The organism is Pseudomonas sp. Colony2 (assembly GCF_019382755.1).
Classification (GTDB): domain Bacteria; phylum Pseudomonadota; class Gammaproteobacteria; order Pseudomonadales; family Pseudomonadaceae; genus Aquipseudomonas.
Map to the genome: position 1 here is coordinate 2,832,165 of NZ_CP080030.1, position 21,204 is coordinate 2,853,368.

Annotated in this window: 22 protein-coding genes; 4 read left to right on the plus strand and 18 right to left on the minus strand. The window is 62.5% G+C overall.

Features of this window, described 5'->3' with window-relative positions; translation table 11 throughout:
- Positions 1-1,006: GNAT family N-acetyltransferase (locus JV201_RS11340; RefSeq protein ID WP_219406918.1), on the plus strand; the 1,006-nt coding region annotated here is incomplete at its 5' end.
- Between the two features lie 2 nt (positions 1,007-1,008).
- On the opposite strand, the gene JV201_RS11345 is transcribed toward JV201_RS11340, so the two are convergent.
- The 13 genes from JV201_RS11345 to paaG all read right to left on the minus strand — a co-directional run bounded on the left by JV201_RS11345 (position 1,009) and on the right by paaG (position 14,043).
- A complete protein-coding gene (locus JV201_RS11345; RefSeq protein ID WP_177036940.1) occupies positions 1,009-1,560 on the minus strand; it encodes a GNAT family N-acetyltransferase in 552 nt (183 codons plus the stop codon).
- 288 nt (positions 1,561-1,848) lie between these two features.
- A complete protein-coding gene (gene paaZ, locus JV201_RS11350; RefSeq protein WP_219406919.1) occupies positions 1,849-3,903 on the minus strand; it encodes a phenylacetic acid degradation bifunctional protein PaaZ in 2,055 nt (684 codons plus the stop codon).
- 29 nt (positions 3,904-3,932) lie between these two features.
- A complete protein-coding gene (locus tag JV201_RS11355) occupies positions 3,933-5,579 on the minus strand; it encodes a cation acetate symporter (RefSeq protein ID WP_219406920.1) in 1,647 nt (548 codons plus the stop codon).
- On the minus strand, positions 5,576-5,884 hold the full coding sequence (locus tag JV201_RS11360) for a DUF485 domain-containing protein (RefSeq protein WP_003208907.1): 309 nt from the start codon (positions 5,882-5,884) through the stop codon (positions 5,576-5,578). The genes JV201_RS11355 and JV201_RS11360 overlap by 4 nt, the downstream gene beginning before the upstream one ends.
- 161 nt (positions 5,885-6,045) lie before the next feature.
- Positions 6,046-7,122, minus strand: coding sequence for a 1,2-phenylacetyl-CoA epoxidase subunit PaaE (gene paaE, locus JV201_RS11365; protein WP_003208905.1), 1,077 nt, complete (start codon positions 7,120-7,122; stop codon positions 6,046-6,048).
- Positions 7,123-7,155: 33 nt separating this feature from the next.
- Positions 7,156-7,689, minus strand: a complete 534-nt coding sequence (paaD, locus tag JV201_RS11370; RefSeq protein ID WP_003208903.1) for a 1,2-phenylacetyl-CoA epoxidase subunit PaaD — start codon at positions 7,687-7,689, stop codon at positions 7,156-7,158.
- Positions 7,676-8,437 carry a 1,2-phenylacetyl-CoA epoxidase subunit PaaC gene (gene paaC / locus JV201_RS11375; RefSeq protein WP_219406921.1) on the minus strand — a complete coding sequence of 254 codons (762 nt, stop codon included), beginning with the start codon at positions 8,435-8,437 and terminating at the stop codon, positions 7,676-7,678. Before paaC ends, paaD begins: the two co-directional genes overlap by 14 nt.
- Positions 8,438-8,445: 8 nt before the next feature.
- On the minus strand, positions 8,446-8,727 hold the full coding sequence (paaB, locus tag JV201_RS11380; RefSeq protein ID WP_003208899.1) for a 1,2-phenylacetyl-CoA epoxidase subunit PaaB: 282 nt from the start codon (positions 8,725-8,727) through the stop codon (positions 8,446-8,448).
- Positions 8,728-8,754: 27 nt separating this feature from the next.
- The gene (gene paaA / locus JV201_RS11385; RefSeq protein ID WP_003208897.1) at positions 8,755-9,744 is read right to left on the minus strand and encodes a 1,2-phenylacetyl-CoA epoxidase subunit PaaA; all 990 of its coding nucleotides are present in this window, start codon (positions 9,742-9,744) and stop codon (positions 8,755-8,757) included.
- Positions 9,745-10,156: 412 nt separating this feature from the next.
- Complete coding sequence (paaK, locus tag JV201_RS11390; RefSeq protein ID WP_134326257.1) at positions 10,157-11,482, minus strand: phenylacetate--CoA ligase PaaK; 1,326 nt, start codon at positions 11,480-11,482, stop codon at positions 10,157-10,159.
- Positions 11,483-11,583: 101 nt separating this feature from the next.
- A complete protein-coding gene (pcaF, locus tag JV201_RS11395; protein ID WP_219406922.1) occupies positions 11,584-12,795 on the minus strand; it encodes a 3-oxoadipyl-CoA thiolase in 1,212 nt (403 codons plus the stop codon).
- Complete coding sequence (gene paaI / locus JV201_RS11400) at positions 12,788-13,237, minus strand: hydroxyphenylacetyl-CoA thioesterase PaaI (RefSeq protein WP_219406923.1); 450 nt, start codon at positions 13,235-13,237, stop codon at positions 12,788-12,790. The genes pcaF and paaI overlap by 8 nt, the downstream gene beginning before the upstream one ends.
- Positions 13,238-13,251: 14 nt before the next feature.
- The gene (paaG, locus tag JV201_RS11405; protein WP_177123309.1) at positions 13,252-14,043 is read right to left on the minus strand and encodes a 2-(1,2-epoxy-1,2-dihydrophenyl)acetyl-CoA isomerase PaaG; all 792 of its coding nucleotides are present in this window, start codon (positions 14,041-14,043) and stop codon (positions 13,252-13,254) included.
- A 361-nt stretch (positions 14,044-14,404) separates the two neighbouring features.
- On the opposite strand from paaG, the gene paaY reads away from it, so the two are divergent.
- The 3 genes from paaY (at position 14,405) to feaR (ending at position 16,971) form a co-directional block, all read left to right on the plus strand.
- Positions 14,405-14,995: a phenylacetic acid degradation protein PaaY gene (paaY, locus tag JV201_RS11410; RefSeq protein ID WP_003208885.1), complete on the plus strand. Its 591-nt coding sequence runs from the start codon at positions 14,405-14,407 to the stop codon at positions 14,993-14,995.
- Positions 14,996-15,056: 61 nt separating this feature from the next.
- The gene (paaX, locus tag JV201_RS11415) at positions 15,057-15,980 is read left to right on the plus strand and encodes a phenylacetic acid degradation operon negative regulatory protein PaaX (RefSeq protein WP_003208883.1); all 924 of its coding nucleotides are present in this window, start codon (positions 15,057-15,059) and stop codon (positions 15,978-15,980) included.
- A gap of 76 nt (positions 15,981-16,056) precedes the next feature.
- Positions 16,057-16,971 (plus strand): transcriptional regulator FeaR, encoded by a 915-nt coding sequence (gene feaR / locus JV201_RS11420; RefSeq protein WP_177068757.1) that lies wholly within the window; start codon positions 16,057-16,059, stop codon positions 16,969-16,971.
- 130 nt (positions 16,972-17,101) lie between these two features.
- Here the strand turns inward: feaR and JV201_RS11425 are convergent, their stop codons facing one another.
- The 5 genes from JV201_RS11425 to JV201_RS11445 form a co-directional block, all read right to left on the minus strand.
- Entirely contained in the window at positions 17,102-17,623 is a 522-nt protein-coding gene (locus tag JV201_RS11425) for a hypothetical protein (protein WP_008431056.1), read from the minus strand.
- A gap of 124 nt (positions 17,624-17,747) precedes the next feature.
- On the minus strand, positions 17,748-18,269 hold the full coding sequence (locus JV201_RS11430) for a methylamine dehydrogenase light chain (RefSeq protein WP_003208877.1): 522 nt from the start codon (positions 18,267-18,269) through the stop codon (positions 17,748-17,750).
- A 19-nt stretch (positions 18,270-18,288) separates the two neighbouring features.
- Positions 18,289-18,909 carry a methylamine dehydrogenase accessory protein MauD gene (mauD, locus tag JV201_RS11435; RefSeq protein ID WP_219406924.1) on the minus strand — a complete coding sequence of 207 codons (621 nt, stop codon included), beginning with the start codon at positions 18,907-18,909 and terminating at the stop codon, positions 18,289-18,291.
- Between the two features lie 3 nt (positions 18,910-18,912).
- Positions 18,913-19,452 (minus strand): MauE/DoxX family redox-associated membrane protein, encoded by a 540-nt coding sequence (locus tag JV201_RS11440; protein WP_177020203.1) that lies wholly within the window; start codon positions 19,450-19,452, stop codon positions 18,913-18,915.
- A 12-nt stretch (positions 19,453-19,464) separates the two neighbouring features.
- Positions 19,465-20,613 (minus strand): amine dehydrogenase large subunit, encoded by a 1,149-nt coding sequence (locus JV201_RS11445; RefSeq protein WP_008431064.1) that lies wholly within the window; start codon positions 20,611-20,613, stop codon positions 19,465-19,467.
- Between the last annotated feature and the right edge of the window lie 591 nt (positions 20,614-21,204).

The following is a 21,204-nucleotide window of genomic DNA, read 5'->3' on the forward strand; positions in this document are numbered from 1 at the left end:
GCCCTTGGTGATCAACCCTGACGACTATCTGGAAACCGAGTTCGGCAGGGAATTCACGCCTGAACGAAATCGACAGGCATGGCAGCTCGCGTATGCGCGGTTGAGGCACGAGCTGTCACAGGCGGCAAAGGGCACTCATGTGTACGTGGTCATGGGCGTGCAGGGGGCGGGCAAGTCTCGCTGGGTGGCGGAAAACCTTGGGCGACTGGGACGTCGGGCAATCGTCTTCGATGCTGCTTTGCCGGCGCGGCGTCATCGGCAGGAGCTGCTGTCCATCGCGAGGGACTATGCAGTCCCGGTGATCGGCATCCTGGTGAGCGCACCGCTGGAGCTGGCGCTGGCGCGAAATGCCCAACGCAATGCTGACAAAAAGGTGCCGGAGGACGCGCTGAAAAGCGTGTTCAGCATGCTCGAGCCACCCAGTGAAGACGAAGGATTCGTGTGGGTGCAAACCATTGAACAGCAGGCGCCGCTGCCCACAACCCTGCAAACTGACCGGATGACCCTGGTTGCGCCTGATGTGGCGCTCGCTGAAAAACTCGCCGATGCCTTGAACGCCAGCTACGCACTGCACCGCCGGTTTCTCGTATGGAGCAAGCCGCACTGGACGCTGGAGGACACGCAGGAAAGCCTGCAGCGCGCGGCAAAAGACTTCGATGCGCCTGTCGGGGAGAAACGGTATTTCCTGTTATCTCGCGACGATCCCCAGGCATTGGTGGGCTGTATCGGCCTGCTGCCGCTGGCCGATGAGATTCACAGCTACGAAGTTGGCTATTGGGGCAATCAGGCACACGCCGGTCATGGGCTGATGAGGGAGGCATTGACCGCTCTGGTTTCGCAGTTGAGCGGGCACACACTGCGCCTGACCACTTCTTCGGCGAACATATCCAGTCAACGACTGGCTGAGGCAACGGGGTTTGAATGGGTGGAAACCCTTCAAGGCGCGCGGCGCTGCGAGTACTTCGGCGTACGCGATACGCTGGTTTACCGCCGGACCGCGCGCTGACACTAAAGGTACTCACACTCCCCACGCAGCAGCGAAAGCTGAACCAGGTCTTGATGAGCTGCGTTCCAGTAACCCGCCTGCCTCAACGTTCCTTCACGCACGAACCCGGCTTTCTCAAGCAGGTTCAGTGACCGAGCGTTGTCAGGATGAACCAGCGCCTCGATCCTGTTGAGTTCCATGTGCTGGAACGCCCATCGAAGGGCGGCGTAAACCGCCTCCTTCATGAGCCCCTGTCCCTGTGCCGATTGCGCCATCTCAAACCCGATGGCACAACTGCGCCACATACGATTCCATTTGAAGAAACCACAGGTACCGATCAGCGCTGCCGTGGCTATGTCTTCAATCCCCCAGCGAATCCCCGGATTGGGTGAGGTGCGCCAACTGGCAAACAGCTCGATCAGTTGCTCCGCTTGATGAGGCTCGGTAATTGGGTCGGCACCGAACCACTTCATTGCTTCAGCGTCGCTATGAATCGCAAACAACCCCACCGCATCCTCCTGTGTAAGTTCTCTGAGGGTCAGGCGTTCGGTTTTGAGCGTCGGAAAATCGGACACTGCGGGCGTCACCTTTTAGAAAAACGATTCGCTAAGGTGTGTCGTGCGGAATAAAAAATCAATCTGTTCAGTGGTGACGCAGGGCGTCACGGGATACGAACACACGCTCCTGATCAACTGAGATCAACTGAGACCAACTGAGATCAACTGAGATCAACTGAGACCAACTGTGGGAGCTGTCGAGCCCCAGCGAGGCTGCGATGCAGGCGCCGCGGTCTGGCAGGTACGGCGCGGTGATCCCATCGCAGCCTCGCTGGGGCTCGACAGCTCCCACATTGGTCTGAGCGGTCACTCCTCGCGTTTGACCACCAACGTCAAGATGTCATAACTGGCCACCAGCTCACCCAGCTGGTTGGTCACCTCCACATCCCACGCCACCACGCCTTGCGGAATGCCCTGGGGGCTCTTCTTGCCCTGGTCGATCTTGCGCTTGCAGGTCAGCCGCGCCTGGATGGTGTCGCCAATGCCCACCGGGTTGATAAACCGCAGGGTGTCCAGCCCGTAGTTCGCCAGCACCGGCCCCGGTGCCGGGGACACAAACAGCCCGGCCGCCGCCGACAGCACAAAGTAACCATGGGCAATGCGTTTGCCGAATTGCGATTCCTTGGCGGCGATGTCATCGAAGTGCATGTAGAAGTGATCGCCCGACAGGCAGCCGAAGTTCACCAGGTCGGCCTCGGTGACGGTGCGGCGGTGGGTCAGCAGCGATTCGCCAATCTGCAGGTCCTGGAAGAAGCGGCGGAACGGGTGCACTTCGGTCTCGATGACCTTGGCGCCGCGTACGTACTCGCCGGTGACCGCCGCCAGCATGGTCGGTGAGCCCTGTACCGCTGCGCGTTGCAGGTAGTGTTTCACGGCGCGCAAGCCGCCGAGTTCTTCGCCGCCACCGGCGCGGCCCGGGCCGCCGTGCTTGAGTTGCGGCAGGGGCGAGCCGTGGCCGGTGGATTCGGCGGCGGATTCGCGGTCGAGCACCAGCAGGCGGCCGTGCCACGCGGCAGCCACCGGGATGGCTTTGGCAGCGATCTGCGGGTCTTTGGTGATCAGGCTCGCGACGAGGCTGCCTTTGCCGCGTGCGGCCAGGGCCAGGGCTTCGTCGAGGTCGTCGTAGGCCATCAGCGTGCTGACCGGGCCGAAGGCCTCGATGTCGTGGGCGCCGCCTTCCGCATGCGGGTCGCGGGCTTGCAGCAGGGTCGGGGCGAAGAACGCGCCCTGGCTGACGTTTTCACCGCGGGGTTCAAAGCCGTCGCGGGCGCCGAACAGCATGTCGCTGCTCTGCAACAGGCTTTCCAGGCGGTCGGCCACGTCTTTCTGCTGGTCGTGGGAGGCCAGTGCGCCCATGCGCACGCCTTCCACCGACGGGTCGCCCACCACAACTTTTTTCAGGCGGTCCCGCAGGCGGGTGGCGACGGCGTCGATATGTTTGGCCGGCACGATGGCGCGGCGAATGGCGGTGCATTTCTGCCCGGCCTTGGTGGTTATTTCCCGGGCGACTTCCTTGATGAACAGCTCGAACTCTTCGTCGTCCGGGCTTACGTCCGGGGCGAGGATCGCGCAGTTCAGCGAGTCGGCCTCGGCGTTGAACGGCACCGAGTTGCGGATCAGGTTCGGGTTGACCCGCAGCTTGGCGGCGGTGTCGGCGGAGCCGGTGAAGGTCACCACGTCCTGGCCTTGCAGGCGGTCGAGCAGGTCGCCGGTGCTGCCGATCACCAGTTGCAGGCTGCCGGGTGGCAGCAGGCCGGATTCGTCCATCAGGCGCACCACGGCTTCGGTCAGGTAGCTGGTGGCGCTGGCCGGCTTGACGATGCATGGCATGCCCGCCAGGAAACTCGGGGCGAATTTTTCCAGCATGCCCCAGATCGGGAAGTTGAACGCGTTGATGTGCACCACCAGGCCGCCACGAGGCACCAGGATATGGGTGCCGGCAAAGCTGCCGAGCTTGCTCAACTGCATCGCCGGGCCTTCGTGGACGATATTGCCCGACGGCAATTCCCGCGAGCCCAGGCTGGCGTAGGTGAACAGCGTGCTGTTGCCGCCTTCGATATCGATCCAGCTGTCGGCACGTGTCGCGCCGCTGTGGTGGGAGAGGGCGTAGAGCTGTTCCTTGCGCTCGCTCAGGTACAGCGCGATGGCCTTGAGGCGCTGGGCCCGCTGCTGGAAATCCAGGGCCATCAGCCCGCTGACACCCTGGAGGCGCCCGTGTTCGATGGCTTCGGCGAAGTCCGGGCGCTCCTCGTGAGTGCGTGCCAGCTCGTGGCCGTCAATGGCGCTGCGCAGCACCTGGGCGCCGTGTTGGCCGATCCAGCGGCCAGCGATAAAACTTTGCAGGGTAGGGGCGTGAGACATCACGATTCCTCCGGGTTGGAAAATGAGAGTTAGTGTTTGCTGGCGCCTGCGGCACCAATGCCGGTCATGGAGCGAATGAACTGCGCCAGGTAACGCCCGCGTTCAACGGCAGCGCGGGGCGAGCGGTCGGTGACGGAAAAGACCCAGGCGCTGAAAAACGCCAGGCTCATGGAAAACAGGGCAGGGTTGGAATAAGGGAACAGCGCCTTGTCGTAATGCAGTACGTTGACCCACACCGCCGGGCTCAGCACCAGCAGCACGATGGCCGAGACCAGTCCCGCCAGGCTGCCGGTCACCGCGCCACGGGTGGTCAGGCCCTTCCAGTACATCGAGAGGAACAGCACCGGGAAATTCACCGAGGCGGCGATTGCCAGTACCAGGCCGGACAGGAACGCGATGTTCTGCGACTCAAACAGCAGGCCGAGGATGATCGCCAGCACGCCGATGCACAGCGTGGCGATGCGCGACACGCGGATTTCCTGCTGCTCGCTGGCCTGGCCCTTGCGGATCACGCAGGCATACAGGTCGTGGGACACCGCCGACGCGCCGGACAACGCCAGCCCGGCGACCACGGCCAGGATGGTCGCGAAGGCCACCGCCGAAATGAACCCCAGGAACAGGTTGCCGCCCACGGCCTGTGCCAGGTGCACGGCGATCATGTTGCCGCCGCCGATGATCGCGCCGTTGGCATCCCGGAAGCTTGGGTCAGTACCCACCATGACGATGGCGCCGAAGCCGACGATGATCAGCAGCAGGTAGAAGTAGCCAATGAAACCGGTGGCGTAGAACACGCTCTTGCGCGCTTCCTTGGCGTCGCTGACGGTAAAGAAGCGCATCAGGATATGCGGCAACCCGGCGGTGCCGAACATCATGCCCAGCCCCAGGGAAATCGCATCGATCGGGTTCGACAGCAAGCCGCCCGGCGCCATGATCGCGCTGCCCTTGGCATGCACCGCGGTGGCCCCGGCGAACATCGCCTCGGTGCTGAAACCAAAGTGCTTGAGCACCATGAACGCCATGAAGGTGGTGCCGAACAGCAACATCACCGCCTTGATGATCTGCACCCAGGTGGTGGCGAGCATGCCGCCGAAGGTCACGTAGAACACCATCAGCACGCCCATCAGCATCACCGCGTACAGGTAGTCGATGCCGAACAGCAGCTCGATCAGCTTGCCGGCGCCCACCATCTGCGCCACCAGGTACATCAGCGCCACGGTCAGGGTGCCGAAGGCCGAGGTCAGGCGCACCGGGGTCTGCTCCAGACGGTAGGACACCACATCGGCAAACGTGTACTTGCCCAGGTTGCGCAGGCGCTCGGCGATCAGGAACAGGATGATCGGCCAGCCGGCCAACACGCCCAGGGCGTAGAGCAGGCCGTCATAACCGTTGAGGAACATCATCGCCGAGATGCCGAGGAATGACGCCGCCGAGATCATGTCGCCGGCAATCGCCAGGCCATTCTGGAAGCCGCTCATGCCGCCGCCGGCGGTGTAGAAGTCGCTGGCGGAACGGGTGCGCAGGGCGGCCCAGCGAGTCACGCCGAGGGTGAACAGCACGAACACCAGGAACATGCCGATGGCGTTCCAGTTCAGTGGCCGGGATGCGCCGTCGGCGGCGACTGCAAGGTCCGTGGCCAATGCCAGCGGCAGGAGAAACCACGCTACCAGCCGGCTCATGCTGTGCACTCCTGCTTGAGCTTGTCGTTCAGCGGGTCGATCACATGGTTGGCGCGGTACACATAAAAGCCGGTCAGCGCGAACGCCAGCAGCACAATCACCACACCCACCAGCATGCCCACGGTGGTCACGCCGCCGCTCAACGACTGCCCGAGGGTAGCCGGGGAGAACGCCACCAACAGCACAAACCCGAAATAGATCACCAGCATGATCAGCGACAGCGACCAGTACAGGTTCTGTTTGCGGCGTACCAACTGGATGAAATCGGGATGTCGACGGATGCGCTCGATATCGTCGGGGGTCATGGTGGTGTGCTCCTTTTTATTGTTGTTGTGGTTAAACCTGCGTCCTGTAGGAGCGAGCTTGCTCGCGAAAAACCTGAGGGCGCCGCGTTGATTCAGGCTACCCGCGTCATCGTTAACGATCTTCGCGAGCAAGCTCGCTCCTACAGGGGAGCGGTGTGTCCTTAAAGCTGATCGAAATCCAGTACCACCTTGTCGCTGACCGGGAATGCCTGGCACGACAGCACATAGCCGGCGGCCACTTCGTAGTCTTCGAGGGCGTGGTTGCTGTCCATCTCCACTTCGCCTTCGATGACTTTGCATTTGCAGGTGGAGCACACGCCGGCCTTGCACGAATACGGCAGCTCGGCGCCCTGGGCATTGCCCGCGTCGAGGATGCTCTGAGTGTTGCGGGGCAGGTCGAAGGCGAGGGCGCGGCCATCGCTGATCACCGTGATCTGGCTGACCGCCGCATCCACTTGCCGCGCCGCTTCGCGGGCCTCGCGCTTGTGCTGGCTGCCGGCGGCGGCGAACAGTTCGAAATGGATGCGCTCCGGCGCCATGCCCTTGGCCTTGAGGCTGTCGCGCACGGTCTCGGTCATCTCCTGCGGGCCGCAGATAAAGGCCGCGTCGAGGGCTTTCACGTCGAGCCAGCGGGAGAACAGTTGCTCGCACTTCTCGGCATTGATGCGGCCGTTGTAGAGGTCGACATCCTGCTGCTCGCGGCTGAACACGAAGATCAGGTTCAGGCGCTGCAGGTAGCGGTTCTTCAGGTCTTCCAGCTGTTCGCGAAACAGTGCACCGGAGCTGGAACGGTTGCCGTACAGCAGCGTCACGCGGCTGTGGGGCTCGGTTTGCAGGGTGGTCTTGATGATCGACAGGATCGGCGTGATACCGCTGCCGGCCGCCACTGCCAGGTAATGGCCGTGGCGAGCCGGATCAAGGTCCACATGAAAATGCCCGGCGGGCGGCATCACTTCCAGGCTGTGCCCGGCCTTGAGCTGCTCATTGGCAAAGGCGGAGAACCGTCCACCGGCCACGCGCTTGATGGCGATGCGCAGTTCACCGTCATTGACCCCGGTGCAGATCGAATAGGAACGGCGCACTTCCTCGCCATCCAGCTGGGTGCGCATCACCAGGTGCTGGCCCTGGGTGAAGTGGAAGCTGTCTTGCAGATGCTGCGGAATCTCGAAGGCGATGGACACCGCGTCACGGGTCTCGTTGCGCACATCCTTGATGGTCAGGCTGTGAAATTTGCTCATTGTTGTTCTCCAACCAAGCGGGCCGCTGGCCCCTCAGATGCACTTGAAATAGTCGAACGGTTCCAGGCAATCGCGGCAGCGGTGCAGCGCTTTGCAGGCGGTGGAGCCGAATTCGCTGAGCACTTCGGTGTGGGTGCTGCCGCATTGCGGGCAGGCAATCACCGGGCTTTCTCCCAGCAGGCTGCGTTTGCTGCTACTGCCTTGGGGCGGTGCGATGCCGTAGGCCCGCAGGCGTTCGCGGCCGCTGCTGGTGATCCAGTCGGTGGTCCAGGCCGGGGTCAGCTTGCGTTCCAGTTGCGGCGCGCGGAAACCTGCCAGCTCCAATGCATCGCGGATATCGCCCTCGATCACTTCGGTGGCGGGGCAGCCGGAGTAGGTCGGCGTGACCACCACATGCAAGTGGCCGGCCTGCCAGTCCAGGTCGCGCACTATGCCCAGGTCGACCACGCTCACTACCGGCACTTCCGGGTCCATGACCTGCGCCAGGGTGGCCCACGCGGCAGCCAGGTCGGTGGGTTGCGCCGGGCGTGCGCCCTGGTCGCTGGCGATCAGCTCACCAGGTTGCATCGGGGTACGCTCGGGGCAAAAACTGCATTTCCGCCAACAAAATTCCCAGGTGCTCGCTGTGCAAACCGCGGCGTGCATCCAGGTAGAAATAGCTCGCAGCAGGCGGCAGGGGCAGGGTGGCGCTGGTAAAGATTTCGCTGACCTGGGTCTGCCACGCTGCGGCAACCTGAGCGGCGTCCGGCGTAATGCCGGCGGCGTGCAGGCGCTGTTCACTGTCGTCGGCGCCGGTCAGTTCCACGGTGAACCGCCACAGCTCGGGGATCGCCGCGAGCATGCGTTTATGGCTTTCCTCGGTGCCGTCCCCGAGGCGCTCCACCCACTCGCCGGAGCGGCGCAGGTGATAGGTGACTTCCTTCACCGCCTTGGCCGCGATGCCGGCGATGCGTTCGTCGCTGGATTGGGCCAGGCCGCTCAACACCGGCAAGTGCCAGGCGTCATACAGGAATTGCTTGAGGATGGTCACCGCGTAGTCGCCGTTGGGTTGTTCCACCAGCAGCAGGTTGCGATAGGCCCGCTCATCCCGGCGGAAGGCCAGGTGATCGGCGTCGCGCCCGTCGTCCAGCAGCTCGGCGGCGTATTCCAGCCAGTTGCGCGCCTGGCCCACCAGGTCGAGGCCGACGTTCATCAGCGCCAGTTCTTCTTCCAGCGCCGGCGCACGGCCGCACCACTGGCACAGGCGCTGGCCCTGGATCAGGGCGCTGTCGCCGAGGCGCAGCAGGTATTCGATCAGATCGGTTTCAGGGTTCATGGTCGACCTCACATATGCCCGACTTCGGCCGGCAACTCGTAGAAGCTGGCGTGGCGGTAGACCTTGTCATCGGCTGGGTCGAACAGCGGGTCTTTCTCGTCCGGCGACGAGGCGGTGATCAGCGCGGAAGGCACTACCCACAGGCTCACGCCTTCACTGCGGCGGGTGTACAGCTCCCGGGCGTTTTCGATGGCCATGGTGGTGTCGGCGGCATGCACGCTGCCCACATGCTTGTGATTCAGGCCGTGCTTGCTGCGCACGAAGACTTCAAACAGGGTCCATTCAGACATAACGGTGACTCCACATCAGGTGGCCGATCAGGCGGCGTTCTTGTTCTGTTTTTTACGGGCGTGGGCGACGGCGGCTTCGCGTACCCAGGCACCGTCTTCAATCGCCTTGCGGCGGGTGGCGACGCGTTCCTGGTTGCACGGGCCGTTGCCCTTGAGCACTTCGTAGAACTCGCTCCACTGGATCTCGCCGAAATCGTAATGGCCGCGTTCGGCGTTCCACTTCAGGTCCGGGTCGGGGCAGGTGCAGCCCAGCAGCTCCAGCTGCGGGATGGTCTGGTCGATGAAGCGCTGGCGCAGTTCGTCGTTGCTCTGGCGCTTGATTTTCCAGGCCATGGATTGGGCGCTGTTGGGGGAGTGTTCGTCGCTGGGGCCGAACATCATCAGCGATGGCCACCAGAGGCGGTTGATCGCGTCCTGGACCATGTCTTTTTGCGCCTGGGTGCCCTGGCGCATCATGGTCAGCAGCAGTTCGTAGCCCTGGCGCTGGTGAAAGCTTTCTTCCTTGCAGATGCGCACCATGGCCCGGGAGTAGGGGCCGTAGGAGGTGCGCTGCAGTACCACCTGGTTGACGATGGCGGCGCCGTCTACCAGCCAGCCTACTGCGCCCATGTCGGCCCAGTTCAGGGTGGGGTAGTTGAAGATGCTGGAGTACTTGGCCTTGCCGCTGTGGAGCTTGGCGATTTCTTCGTCGCGGTCGGCGCCCAGGGTTTCCATGGCGCTGTAGAGGTACAGGCCGTGGCCGGCTTCGTCCTGGATCTTGGCCATCAGTTGCAGCTTGCGTTTGAGGGTGGGGGCGCGGGTGACCCAGTTGCCCTCGGGCAGCATGCCGACGATTTCCGAGTGGGCGTGTTGGGAGATCTGGCGGATCAGGGTTTGACGGTAGGCGTCGGGCATCCAGTTCTTGGCTTCGATCTTGATTTCGGCGTCGATTTTTTCCTGGAAGGCGCGTTCCTGGTCGGACATCTCGGAGAGGTCCTTGATGCGCTTTACTCCGGTTTCTACAAGCTGTGCGTACATGGGGGGTCTCCCGCCTTGTGTTTTGTCGTAGGCATGGAGGACTTTATAAGCGATACGGAAATTAATATCAAACACAAAATATGGTGTCGTTATTTAATTTTGTATCGCTTTGCGGGAAGGGAGCAGATATCTGTCGCTACGGTAACGGCGGCATAGGGTTCCCGGTCATCGTGGTAAGCAGGGCCAGTAGGCAAAAAACAGGGCCGCTTTATGTGGGAGCGGGCTTGCTCGCGAAGAACCTGAGTGCGCCGCGTTGAATCAGGATGCCCGCGTCATCGTTAACGACCTTCGCGAGCAAGCCCGCTCCCACATTTGAACCGTGTGCGCCTTTGATTTTGCTGGTGCTCTACCCCCACCCCAAAAAACGAGCAAAAAAAAGCCCCGCAAATGCGGGGCCAAAAAGGTGCAGCAGTCATGCCTTAGGGCGACGATCCATCACATGGCAAGCCTTGCCCTCAGACCGCTTGATCGAATGCAGCGGCTGCAAAACGATACGCGAGCTGATCCCGATATACGTCTTGATGTGCCTGCTCAGTTCGCTGGAGACGGCTTTCTGTTGTTCATCATTGAGGTGCTGATGCTCAGCCTTCAGCTCCACATGCACATCCACACTGTCCAGGTTGCCATTACGATACAGATGTATCTCATAACACTCTGAAAGCTGTTTTATTTTAAGCACCTGCTCCTCGATCTGCGTGGGAAACACATTAACCCCGCGAATGATCAACATGTCATCACTGCGCCCGGTGATCTTGTCGATCCGCCGCATCGGCCGCGCAGTCCCCGGCAGCAACCGCGTCAAATCCCGGGTACGGTAGCGAATCATCGGCAGCGCCTCCTTGCTCAAGGAGGTAAACACCAGTTCACCCATCTGCCCGTCCGGCAGCACCTCACCCGTCACCGGGTCGATGATCTCCGGGTAGAAGTGATCCTCCCAAATGGTCGGGCCATCCTTGGTTTCCGCACACTCCATGGCCACCCCAGGCCCCATGATTTCCGACAGCCCGTAAATATCCAGCGCCGTAATCCCCAGTCGCGCCTCGATTGCACTGCGCAGCTCGGCAGTCCACGGCTCGGCCCCAAAGATCCCCAGTCGCAACGCCAGCTTCTGTGGATCAATGCCCTGGCGCTCGATTTCATCGGCAATGTTCAGCATGTACGAGGGCGTGACCATGATGATGTCCGGCTGGAAATCCTTGATCAGTTGCACCTGTTTTTCCGTCTGCCCGCCGGACATCGGAATCACCGTACAACCCAGGCGTTCCGCGCCGTAGTGGGCACCAAGGCCGCCGGTGAACAGCCCGTAGCCATAGGAAATATGCACCTTGTCGCCACGCCGCCCACCGGCCGCGCGGATCGAGCGGGCCACCACATTGGCCCAGGTGTCGATGTCGTTCTGAGTGTAACCCACCACCGTCGGCTTGCCGGTGGTGCCGCTGGACGCATGCAGGCGCACCACCTCGTTCATCGGCACGGCAAACATGCCGTAGGGGTAACTGTCCCGCAGGTCGCCCTTGGTGGTGAACGGGAACTTGGCCAGGTCGTCCAGGGACTTGATGTCATCCGGGTGCACCCCCAGCGCGTCGAAGCGCTGACGGTACAGCGGCACATTCTGGTAGGCGTGGCGCAGGCTCCAGCGCAGGCGCTCCAGTTGATGGGCGCGCAGTTCGTCGACGCTGGCGGTTTCCAGCGGGTCCAGCACAGGGTTAAGCACGGCGTTTGGAATAGGCATGTTCATGAGTTCACTCGAATTATTTTTGTGTATCAGCCCACCGCACACCGTGGGCTTTGAGTGCATGCCCCAAGGATACCGCTAGGCTCCCCGGGAATCGCGAATCTTTAGTCGGACAGGCGCTCGATGATCAGCGCGGTGCCTTGGCCCACGCCGATGCACATGGTGCACAGCGCGTAGCGGCCACCACGTTCCTCCAATTCATGCAGGGCGGTAGTTACCAGCCGTGCGCCGCTCATCCCCAGTGGATGGCCGAGGGCGATGGCGCCGCCGTTGGGGTTCACCCGTGGGTCGTTGTCCCCCAGGCCCAGCTCGCGCAGCACCGCCAGGCCCTGGGCGGCGAAGGCTTCGTTGAGCTCGATCACGTCCATGTCCGCCAGGCTCAGGTTGGCCAGTTCCAGCACCTTGCGGGTCGCCGGCACCGGGCCGATGCCCATGATGCGCGGTTCCACGCCGGCGGTGGCCATCGCCACCACCCGGCCGCGGGCGACCAGGCCGTGACGCTTGGCAACTTCCGCGCTGGCCAGCAGCAGGGCGCAGGCGCCGTCGTTGACCCCGGATGCATTGCCGGCAGTGATGCTGCCACCCTCGCGGAATGGCGTGCCGAGTTTCTGCAGTTGTTCAAGGGTGGTGTCGCCGCGGGGGTGTTCGTCGTGTTCCACCACCTTGGCCGGGCCTTTGCGCTGGGGAATTTCCACCGCGACGATTTCCCTGGCCAGGCGCCCGCTGGCCTGGGCGGCGGCTGCACGTTGCTGGCTGCGCAGGGCAAACGCGTCCTGGTCGGCGCGGGAGATATTGAACTGCTCGGCGACGTTTTCAGCGGTCTCCGGCATCGAGTCGATCCCGAAGGCCTTTTTCATCAGCGGGTTGACGAAGCGCCAGCCAATGGTGGTGTCGTATAGCTGCGCATCGCGGGAAAACGCCTGTTCGGCCTTGCCCATTACCAGCGGCGCACGGGACATCGATTCCACGCCGCCTACCAGCATCAAGCCGGCCTCGCCACAGCGAATCGCCCGGGCCGCGCTGCCGATGGCGTCCAGCCCCGAGCCGCACAAACGGTTGAGGGTGGTGCCCGGCACGCTCACCGGCAGCCCGGCCAGCAGCGCCGACATGCGCGCCACGTTGCGGTTGTCTTCGCCGGCCTGGTTGGCGCAGCCGTAGATCACATCGTCGACGCTGCTCCAGTCCACTTGCGGGTGGCGGCGCAGCAGTTCGCGCAGCGGCACCGCTCCGAGGTCGTCGGCGCGCACGCTGCTCAAGGCGCCGGCGTAGCGGCCGATCGGGGTGCGGACTGCGTCGATGATCAAGGCGTCATTCATTCGGATTCTCCTGCGCCAGCACCGTGCCGCGCACTTTGTAGGATTTGCCATGGAACAGCGCAATCAGCTGGCCCAGTTGGTTTTCGATACGGACGTCGTAGTTGCCGGTGCGACCCGAGCGGCTTTGCTCGCGGCAATCGGCACTCAAGGTGTCGCCCAGGTGGGCCGGGGCGATGTAGTCGATGCTGCAGCCGAGCGCCACGGTGGCGTCGTTGTAGCTGTTGCAGGCCAGGGCGAATGCCGAGTCCGCCAGCGCAAACAGGTAGCCGCCGTGGCAGGTGCCGTGGCCCTGGATMATGTCGGCKCGCACGCTCATGCCCAGTCGTGCGCAACCCGGCGCCACCGAGAGCAGGCGCATGCCCATGCCCTGGCTGGCGGCATCGCGGCTGAACATGGCCTGGGCGCACTGGTTGGCCAGGTTCATGGCTTCATGGTTGGTCATGTGGTGCGCTCCTTTCAGCGGCCCTTGAAGCTTGGGCTGCGTTTTTCCATGAAGGCGGCGACGCCTTCGCGGTAATCCTCGCTGCGCCCGGCCAGGCGTTGCAGGTCGCGCTCCAGCTCCAGTTGTTGGTCAAAGCTGTTGCTCAGGCTGGCGTTCAGGCTGCGCTTGATCAGCGCCAGGCCGTAGGTCGGTTGCGTGGCCAGGTGGCGGGCGAGGGTCAGGGCTTCGTTGCGCAAGTCGGCGTCGTCCACGCAGCGGTAGATCAGGCCCCATTGCTCGGCCTGCTCGGCGCTCAGGCGGTTGCCCAGCAGGGCCAGCGCCTTGGCGCGGGCCATGCCCACCAGGCGCGGCAGGGTCCAGGTGCCGCCGGAATCGGGGATCAGGCCGATCTTGCAGAAGGCTTGGATGAAGTTCGCCGAGCGTGCTGCCAGCACCAGGTCGCAGGCCAGCGGGATGTTCGCACCGGCACCGGCCGCCACGCCGTTGACCGCGCAGATCACCGGCAAAGGCAGGTCGCGCAGTTGGCGGATCAGCGGGTTGTAGAACTTCTCGATGGATTCGCCCAGGTCCGGCACCGCGCTGCCGGGTGCCACGTTGCGGTCGCTGAGGTCTTGCCCGGCGCAAAAGCCGCGGCCTTCACCGGTGAGCAGCAGCACGCGCACGTCGGGGTTTTCCTGGACTTGCTTCAACGCTTGCTGGACTTCGCCGTGCATCTGCGTGTTGAAGCTGTTGAGCTGGTCGGGGCGATTGAGGCTGAGCAGGGCGACGCCGGCCTCGATGGAAAACAGGATGTGTTCGAAGTTCATGGTCGTGAGGCCCTCACGGTGCACGCTCGGCGGTCAGCCGGCTCATTATTGGATCGGCGTGGTCAGCCGGTTTTGCCGGAGTATAGCTTTAACGTGATACATAAATGCAACGATAAAATTGATTTGGTGTGTCTTGTTTTGAGTTTGATGAAAATGAACTGCTCGCTGTGCTGGTCGGTGAATACCTGATAAATCCCCTATTTTATTGGCTTTACGTCGATTATCAGCGGCACCGTATCAAGCCACGGCGACACCTGATTCAAGCGATACGCTTTTTCAGCTTTGTGCTTGTAAAAATGATGTGATACAAAATAAGCCAAGATCGGCATCGCTTTGCGAATACGCCATAAAAGGAATCCCCATGACTTGCTACAGCCTCGACGGCCTGACCCCGGTGGTCGACCCCACGGCCTACGTCCATCCCTCGGCGGTACTGATCGGCGACGTGATCATCGGCCCCCATTGCTATGTAGGGCCGCTGGCGAGTTTGCGCGGCGACTTCGGGCGCATCGTCCTCGAAGAAGGCGCCAACCTGCAGGACACCTGTGTGATGCACGGCTTCCCGGACAGCGATACGGTGGTCGAGCGCAACGGCCATATCGGCCACGGCGCCGTGCTGCACGGTTGCCGGATCGGCACCGATGCGCTGGTGGGCATGAATGCGGTGGTGATGGACAACGCCCGTATCGGCGCTCGCTCATTCGTCTCGGCGGCGGCGTTCGTCAAAGCCGGTTTCGAGTGCCCTGAGCAGTCGTTGGTGATGGGCGCGCCGGCCAGCGTCAAGCGCAGCCTCAGTGATGAAGAGGTGCACTGGAAACAAACCGGCACCCGTGAATACCAGCGCCTGGCTCAGCGTTGCCTGGAGCAGATGCAGGAATGCGCACCCCTGAGCGCACCGGAAGCTGATCGCCCACGCATCAGCGACAGCGGCCTGCGGCCCAAGGGCAGATGAATCGCCTGCATCCCGACGCCGCTAAAAACGGTATATTTTCTCTTTTTGCCTCGGTACGCCCATGTCGTCACTGACACCCCTGAACCAACTGATTACCCGCTTCCAGGAGCAGACGCCGATTCGCGCCAGTTCCTTGATCATCACCTTGTACGGGGACGCCATCGAACCCCACGGCGGGACGGTGTGGCTGGGCAGCCTGATCCAGTTGCTCGAACCCATCGGCATCAATGAACGGCTGATCCGCACCTCGATCTTCCGCCTGACCAAGGAAGGCTGGCTGACCGCCGAAAAAGTCGGGCGCCGCAGCTACTACAGCCTGACCGGTGCCGGGCGTCGGCGTTTCGACAAGGCCTTCAAGCGGGTCTACAGCTCCAGCGTGCCGGCATGGGATGGCTCGTGGTGCCTGGTGATGCTCACGCAGTTGACCCAGGACAAGCGCAAACAAGTGCGTGAAGAGCTGGAGTGGCAAGGTTTTGGTGCGATTGCCCCGACCGTGCTGGCCTGCCCACGCAGCGACCGCGCCGACGTCAACGCCACCTTGCTCGACCTCGGCGCCCAGGAAGACACCATCGTCTTCGAAACCACCGCCCAGGATGTACTGGCCTCCAAGGCCCTGCGGGTGCAGGTGCGCGAGAGCTGGAACATCGAGGAGCTGGCGGCCCATTACAGCGAGTTCATCCAGCTGTTCCGACCGCTCTGGCAAGCGCTTCGCGAGCAGGAACAGCTACAGCCTGCGGATTGTTTCCTGGCACGAGTCCTGCTTATTCATGAGTACCGCAAACTGCTGCTGCGCGACCCGCAATTGCCCGATGAATTGCTCCCCGGCGATTGGGAAGGCCGCGCCGCCCGCCAGTTGTGCCGCAATATTTACCGGTTGATTTACGCCAAGGCCGAGGAATGGCTGAACAGCGCGCTGGAAACTGCCGACGGCCCGTTGCCGGACGTTGGCGAAAGCTTTTACCGGCGGTTCGGAGGCCTGAAATAAGGAGCGACGCTGTTCAGGAGAACGGGTGGAGTAATGTGGCGTAGAGAATAAAAATAAGCCTGCGTGAGGCCTGAACATGATGTCTTCAATTGCACAGCGCTGTGATGGGTTCGACCAATGGATCCATCAGATCAATCAGATCTGTGGCGCATTCGATGGGCAGATCCTGGGGGATGGTTTTTCCGGGCAGATCCGCGAGTACCAGAGCGGCGCGCTGAAACTCAGCTTTGTCGACGCCTGCCAGGCGCGGCTGTTTCGTACCTCCAGCCAAATCGCGGCGGGCGAGGGCGGCAAGTACTTTGCCGTGTTCCAGCTCGACGGCACGGCCGGCATGGCCCAGGGTGACAGCAAGGCGCTGTTGCGCGCCGGCGACATTACCCTGATCGATGCGGCGCACCCCAGCGACTTCACCTACAGCGAGAATTCGCGGCAGTTGTCGTTGATCCTGCCGTCGTACCTGGTGGAGCAGACCTTGCGTTTCAACCCGGTCAAATGCGGGCACCGGATCGAGGCGGCGTCGCCGATGGCGATGCTGTCCCGGCAGCTGATTCTGGAGGCCACCCGGCAAGACAACCTGACCTTGCAGGAAAGCGAGGCGACGCTGGAGGCGATCATCAACCTGCTGCGCCCGGCGATCAGCCAGGCGGGCGAGGGCAGCGACGCCCATGAACGAGTGTTCCGCAAGACGCTGGAGTGCATTGACCAGCACATTCGCTCCGAAGAGCTGTGCCCCGAGTGGCTGGCGCGGGAGGTGGGGATGTCGGTGCGCGGGCTGTACCGGATCTTTGCCCGCAAGGGCCTGGTGGTGGCGCGGTACATCAAGAACCGACGGCTGGATTTGTGTGCTGAATCCCTGCGCCAATCCAGGGTGGAGGAAAAGCTTTCGGTGCTGGGGTACTCGTGGGGGTTTTCGGATTCGAGTTATTTTTCGACGGCGTTCAAGTCACGGTTCGGCATTGCGCCGGGTGAGTACCGCAAACAACACGCCTGATCAGGGGATACGCCGATCAAAAATGTGGGAGCGGGCTTGCTCGCGAATGCGGTGGTTCAGTTGATGCATTGGGTGACTGACACACCGCATTCGCGAGCAAGCCCGCTCCCACATTTGGATCGCGTTTCGTTCAGTTGGGCATTCCATCTTCAATCGCAATCCCTTGCGCCCGCATTTCCTTGATCAACCCCGCCCTTGTGCCCGGCAGATTGAGCATCGCTTTGTGCCGTAACTCAGTCACTTCCGCAGCGCTATAGGGCTTGTAATCCACCGGCGTACTCTTGCCCGCCATCCCGTCCGGGCGCATCAGCCAGTTCAGCAAATCCGCCAGTTGCCCATCGTTCAGCGCCGACTGCGACATCCCCGGCACTCGTACCAAAAACTCCCGCCCGCCTGGCACCTTCAGAAAGTTGCCGACAAACCCGGTCATCCTCGGTGTGTCGTTGGCCGCCGAGCCCATGCCGCTGCCCAGATGGCAGCCGGCACACTGCAGCTGATAGTTGGTCGCCACGCTGTACCCGGCCTGGGCGATCGGCGTTTGCGGCGACTCATTCCCCGGTGCGTGCTTCTGGTTTGGATTGGGAATGGCCCGAGCCTGGGCGAGCGGGGTGGCGAAGACACACATCAAGCTCAGCAAAAACAACGTACGCATGACAAGCCTCTTGCACTGACCTGTGGCGAGGGCGCTTGCTCCCGTTGGGCTGTGCTGCGGCCCCAAGATCTCTGGGAGCGCTTCGCACTCCAACGGGAGCAAGCTCCATCGCCACAAGGGTGAGTTAAACCGCGACGCCGCGAATGATCGAGACCGTGCAGTGGTAGATGTGGGATTTGGCCGCCAGGCACCAGTTCACATCGTTGTTGTTGAACGGCCGGTATGCCGGTTCCTCACTGTCGTTACGCGTGCACGCGCACTGGGCGCAGCTTTGCTTACCGCAGCAGTCGTTATAGGAAATGATGTAGTCCTTGCCATCCGCCGGGTTGCGGCAGGTGCCGATCCAGGTCACCTGGGACGCCTCGGTGCCCGGTGGGCAGGAGGTCACCGAACCGCCACAGCAACTGCACAGGAAACCGTCGATGGAGCAGTAGCGCCAGTAGTCGCAACTGTTCGGGTCGCCCGGGTCACCGGCTTTCGGGTTATCGGCAGCCAGCGCCTTGCTGGTGCGGTCCAGGGGCAGCAGCAGGGGCAACGCGGCGCCTGCGACCATCAGCGAACCCATACGGGCCAACAGTTTGCGTCGCGACGTGGTGTCGGCCAGGCGACGGGTCGAGCGCTCGAATAACAGATCCAGCAATTTCATGAGAGTCTCCCTGCCTTAATCAGTGGCTATGGCCGTGGCTGTGGTCGTGGGGCTGCGGCTGGCTGTTGAGGTATTCCTGCAGCGTCGCGCTTTTCAGGTGTTCGACTTCGAACAGGCTGTCCAGGTGCTCGCGGGAATTGACCAAGCCCTTGGCGCGCAAGGTGCCGCTCTTGTCGATCAGCGCGGCATACGGCAGCTTGCCGATCTGGTAGGTCATGCCGACTTCCGGGCCGACCACGTACGTGACGTCGTCCAGCTTGTGTTCGGTGATCAGCGCGTGCTGGGCTTCCATGTCGCCGTCGCTGATAAACACCACGTCGAGTCGGTCAGCCTGTTCCTTGGCGATGGACTTGATCGCCGGCAACAGGGATTTGCAGATCGGGCATGTGGGCGAGAGGAAGAACAGCAACTGGTTCTTCTCACCGGCATAGCCGAAGTTCACCGGGCGGCCTTTACGGTCGGAAGCGGTGACTTGCGGGGCCGGCTCATTCACCGCCACGCCCTTGTCGACCATCAGTGCGCCGGCCGGGGCGATGCGCCCGTGCAGCACACCAATCTGGCGCACCAGGCCCATCACGGCAAACGCCAGCGCCAGCAGCAGTACCCACAGCAGTACGTTGGAAACAATAAGGCCTTCCATTGATCACCTACCAATCAGTTTGAGCAGAAGAGGGGAGTTCGCCAGCAGGCCATCGGCTGCGGCGTAAATCAGCAGCGCGACGGCGCTGGCGGCGACGGTCACGAAGCCGTCGAAAAAAACCAAGTCACGGGCAATCGGCAGCACGCTGGCCAGCAGGGCCACGGCCACCAGTGCGCCGTTGCGCAATAGCAGGATCGGCCGCAACGGCTGCGCCTGGTCGGGGCCTGCGCAGCCGCAGTCGATGTCCCGGCGGCCGCGCCACAGGTTGATGCCAATGGCGGCGGCGTACAGTGCAATCAGGCCGGCGGCGCCGAGGGCGGCCCAGGAACGGCTGGCCGGCACCAGCAGGGCAAAGGCAATCACCAGTTCCAGCACCGGGATTACCCGGGCGGCGGGGCGAGTCACTGCTTCTGGCAGCAACTGGTAATCGGCCAGTTGCCGGGCGAAGCGTGCCGGTGCGCGCAACTTGTGGGTCGCGGCACTGGCCAGCAACACCGCGATGGCGAGGGCGCTGGCAATGATGAAGATCGGGTCGATATGCATGGCCGAACCTCTTTAGTAGCTCATGATCTGGGTCGCGGTCTTCGCTACCTTGGCCATGCTACCGGTGAGTTTATTGGTCTTGAGGTCGAAGATCTGCAAGCCGCCTTCGACGTCGGCGCCCAGCAACAGGGGCTTGTCGTCGCCGGTGGCCTGCATGCTCCAGACCGGGGTCGGGGCTTCCAGGGTGGCTATCTTCTTCATGGTCTTGAGGTCGTAGGCCCAGATGATGGTGCTCGGGTCTTCCCACTTCATCGGCTCGTGGTTGTCGTGCATCAGCACGTACATGCGGTTGAGTTTCGGTGCCACGGCCATCAACTGCCAGCCACCCGGGGCCCAACCGGTTTTCTTTTCCGCGTCGGTGGTGAGTGACCAGGACGGCAGGATTTTCGGCTCATCGCCGGAGAAATCTACCGGGCGGATGGTGCCGGTGGTGGTGGTGAAGTAGTAGGTGTCGCCCACGTTCACCGCGCGTTCGTTGAGCTTCTCGGCGTTGGGGTCGAAGAAGTGCGTGCGGTTGCGCGAGGTTTCCTGGCCCTGCTCGTTCAGCGTCACCACTTGCAGGCTGCCGTCACCGCACAGGGAGGCGAAGCGGCGAGTGCCGACCGGGTAATTGAGTACGCAGCCCGGGATCGCGATTTCGGCGGTGACGGAGCGGGACTGGGTGTCGACCACGGTCACCGAGGTGGAGGGTGTGAAGTTGTAGACGTAGACGAAGCGGTCATCGCCGCTGGTCTTCAGGCCATAGCGCTGGGTCAGGGATTCGGCGCGTTTGTTCGGGATCAGCACTTCCCAGGCGGGCGACAGGCTGGAGCTGTCCCAGGCGGTGAGCACATCGGTGCGATCGCCCCGGGTGCCGCGGGAATAGTAGATGTCGGCGCTGTACAGGGTCTTCTGGTCGTGGCTCAGGGCCGAGGGCGCGGCGAAGCCGGTGGGGACCATGCCGAGGACGCGCTTCTTGTCGGGATCTACCACGGTGACGCGGCCGACCACGAAGCTTTCGAATTCGACGTCTACCACGAATGCGCGGTGGGCTTCCGGTGGAAAGGCCAGGGTGGTCTGGCCGATGGTGTCTGGCGGTAAATCCGCCCGGGCGCTGTTCAAGCCGAGTACAAGCAGGCCCAGACCCAGCGCTGACTGTACGTTGATCCTGTTGCTTCGCATTAGGGGCACTCCCTGAATTATTGTGTTTTGCTAATCGCGGGTGCTTTGGCAGATTCTTGCAAGTGGATTCTGCCTTGTGGGGCGATTGCAAGAATTGTTGTGTCTGCCAAGTGGTTGTGTGTCTGTGCCAATGGTTTGGGGAGGGGGGTATATCGGTTATTTTTGTTATGGCWKRWAYKGGTTCCGCTCTTRCAGCGGSTCACTTTTGAAAGGAGCCCAAAAGTAACCAAAAGGCTCTTGCCCCACCACTCGGCACCTCGCCTAGGCTCGGTGTGCCCTCACTCCGGCTTTGGACCGTGGGCCGCCGCGATGGGCCATCCTTGGCCCAGCGCGGCTAACCCGGCGTCCTGCCGGGTTACCCACGCTCCAAAGCCTGCGTTCGGCCAGCGTGGTTTAACGGGGCGCCTAAGATCAAGATCAAAAGCAGATCAAGAGCACAGCGGCCTACCGGCCGGCTTGAGTGTTTAGAAGCAAAATCAAAAGCTAAAGTGGGCACGGTCAAATGTGGGAGCTGGCTTGCCTGCGATAGCATCACCTCGGTATCACTGAAAAACCGAGTTGCCTGCATCGCAGGCAAGCCAGCTCCCACAG

What these genes read in the sequence shown, in the direction of transcription:
- paaZ (WP_219406919.1), bottom strand. Translation starts at nt 3,903, where the DNA reads ATGTCTCACGCCCCTACCCTGCAAAGTTTTATCGCTGGCCGCTGGATC.
- JV201_RS11355 (WP_219406920.1), bottom strand. Translation starts at nt 5,579, where the DNA reads ATGAGCCGGCTGGTAGCGTGGTTTCTCCTGCCGCTGGCATTGGCCACG.
- JV201_RS11360 (WP_003208907.1), bottom strand. Translation starts at nt 5,884, where the DNA reads ATGACCCCCGACGATATCGAGCGCATCCGTCGACATCCCGATTTCATC.
- paaE (WP_003208905.1), bottom strand. Translation starts at nt 7,122, where the DNA reads ATGAGCAAATTTCACAGCCTGACCATCAAGGATGTGCGCAACGAGACC.
- paaD (WP_003208903.1), bottom strand. Translation starts at nt 7,689, where the DNA reads ATGCAACCTGGTGAGCTGATCGCCAGCGACCAGGGCGCACGCCCGGCG.
- paaC (WP_219406921.1), bottom strand. Translation starts at nt 8,437, where the DNA reads ATGAACCCTGAAACCGATCTGATCGAATACCTGCTGCGCCTCGGCGAC.
- paaB (WP_003208899.1), bottom strand. Translation starts at nt 8,727, where the DNA reads ATGTCTGAATGGACCCTGTTTGAAGTCTTCGTGCGCAGCAAGCACGGC.
- paaA (WP_003208897.1), bottom strand. Translation starts at nt 9,744, where the DNA reads ATGTACGCACAGCTTGTAGAAACCGGAGTAAAGCGCATCAAGGACCTC.
- paaK (WP_134326257.1), bottom strand. Translation starts at nt 11,482, where the DNA reads ATGAACATGCCTATTCCAAACGCCGTGCTTAACCCTGTGCTGGACCCG.
- pcaF (WP_219406922.1), bottom strand. Translation starts at nt 12,795, where the DNA reads ATGAATGACGCCTTGATCATCGACGCAGTCCGCACCCCGATCGGCCGC.
- paaG (WP_177123309.1), bottom strand. Translation starts at nt 14,043, where the DNA reads ATGAACTTCGAACACATCCTGTTTTCCATCGAGGCCGGCGTCGCCCTG.
- paaY (WP_003208885.1), top strand. Translation starts at nt 14,405, where the DNA reads ATGACTTGCTACAGCCTCGACGGCCTGACCCCGGTGGTCGACCCCACG.
- paaX (WP_003208883.1), top strand. Translation starts at nt 15,057, where the DNA reads ATGTCGTCACTGACACCCCTGAACCAACTGATTACCCGCTTCCAGGAG.
- feaR (WP_177068757.1), top strand. Translation starts at nt 16,057, where the DNA reads ATGATGTCTTCAATTGCACAGCGCTGTGATGGGTTCGACCAATGGATC.
- JV201_RS11425 (WP_008431056.1), bottom strand. Translation starts at nt 17,623, where the DNA reads ATGCGTACGTTGTTTTTGCTGAGCTTGATGTGTGTCTTCGCCACCCCG.
- JV201_RS11430 (WP_003208877.1), bottom strand. Translation starts at nt 18,269, where the DNA reads ATGAAATTGCTGGATCTGTTATTCGAGCGCTCGACCCGTCGCCTGGCC.
- mauD (WP_219406924.1), bottom strand. Translation starts at nt 18,909, where the DNA reads ATGGAAGGCCTTATTGTTTCCAACGTACTGCTGTGGGTACTGCTGCTG.
- JV201_RS11440 (WP_177020203.1), bottom strand. Translation starts at nt 19,452, where the DNA reads ATGCATATCGACCCGATCTTCATCATTGCCAGCGCCCTCGCCATCGCG.
- JV201_RS11445 (WP_008431064.1), bottom strand. Translation starts at nt 20,613, where the DNA reads ATGCGAAGCAACAGGATCAACGTACAGTCAGCGCTGGGTCTGGGCCTG.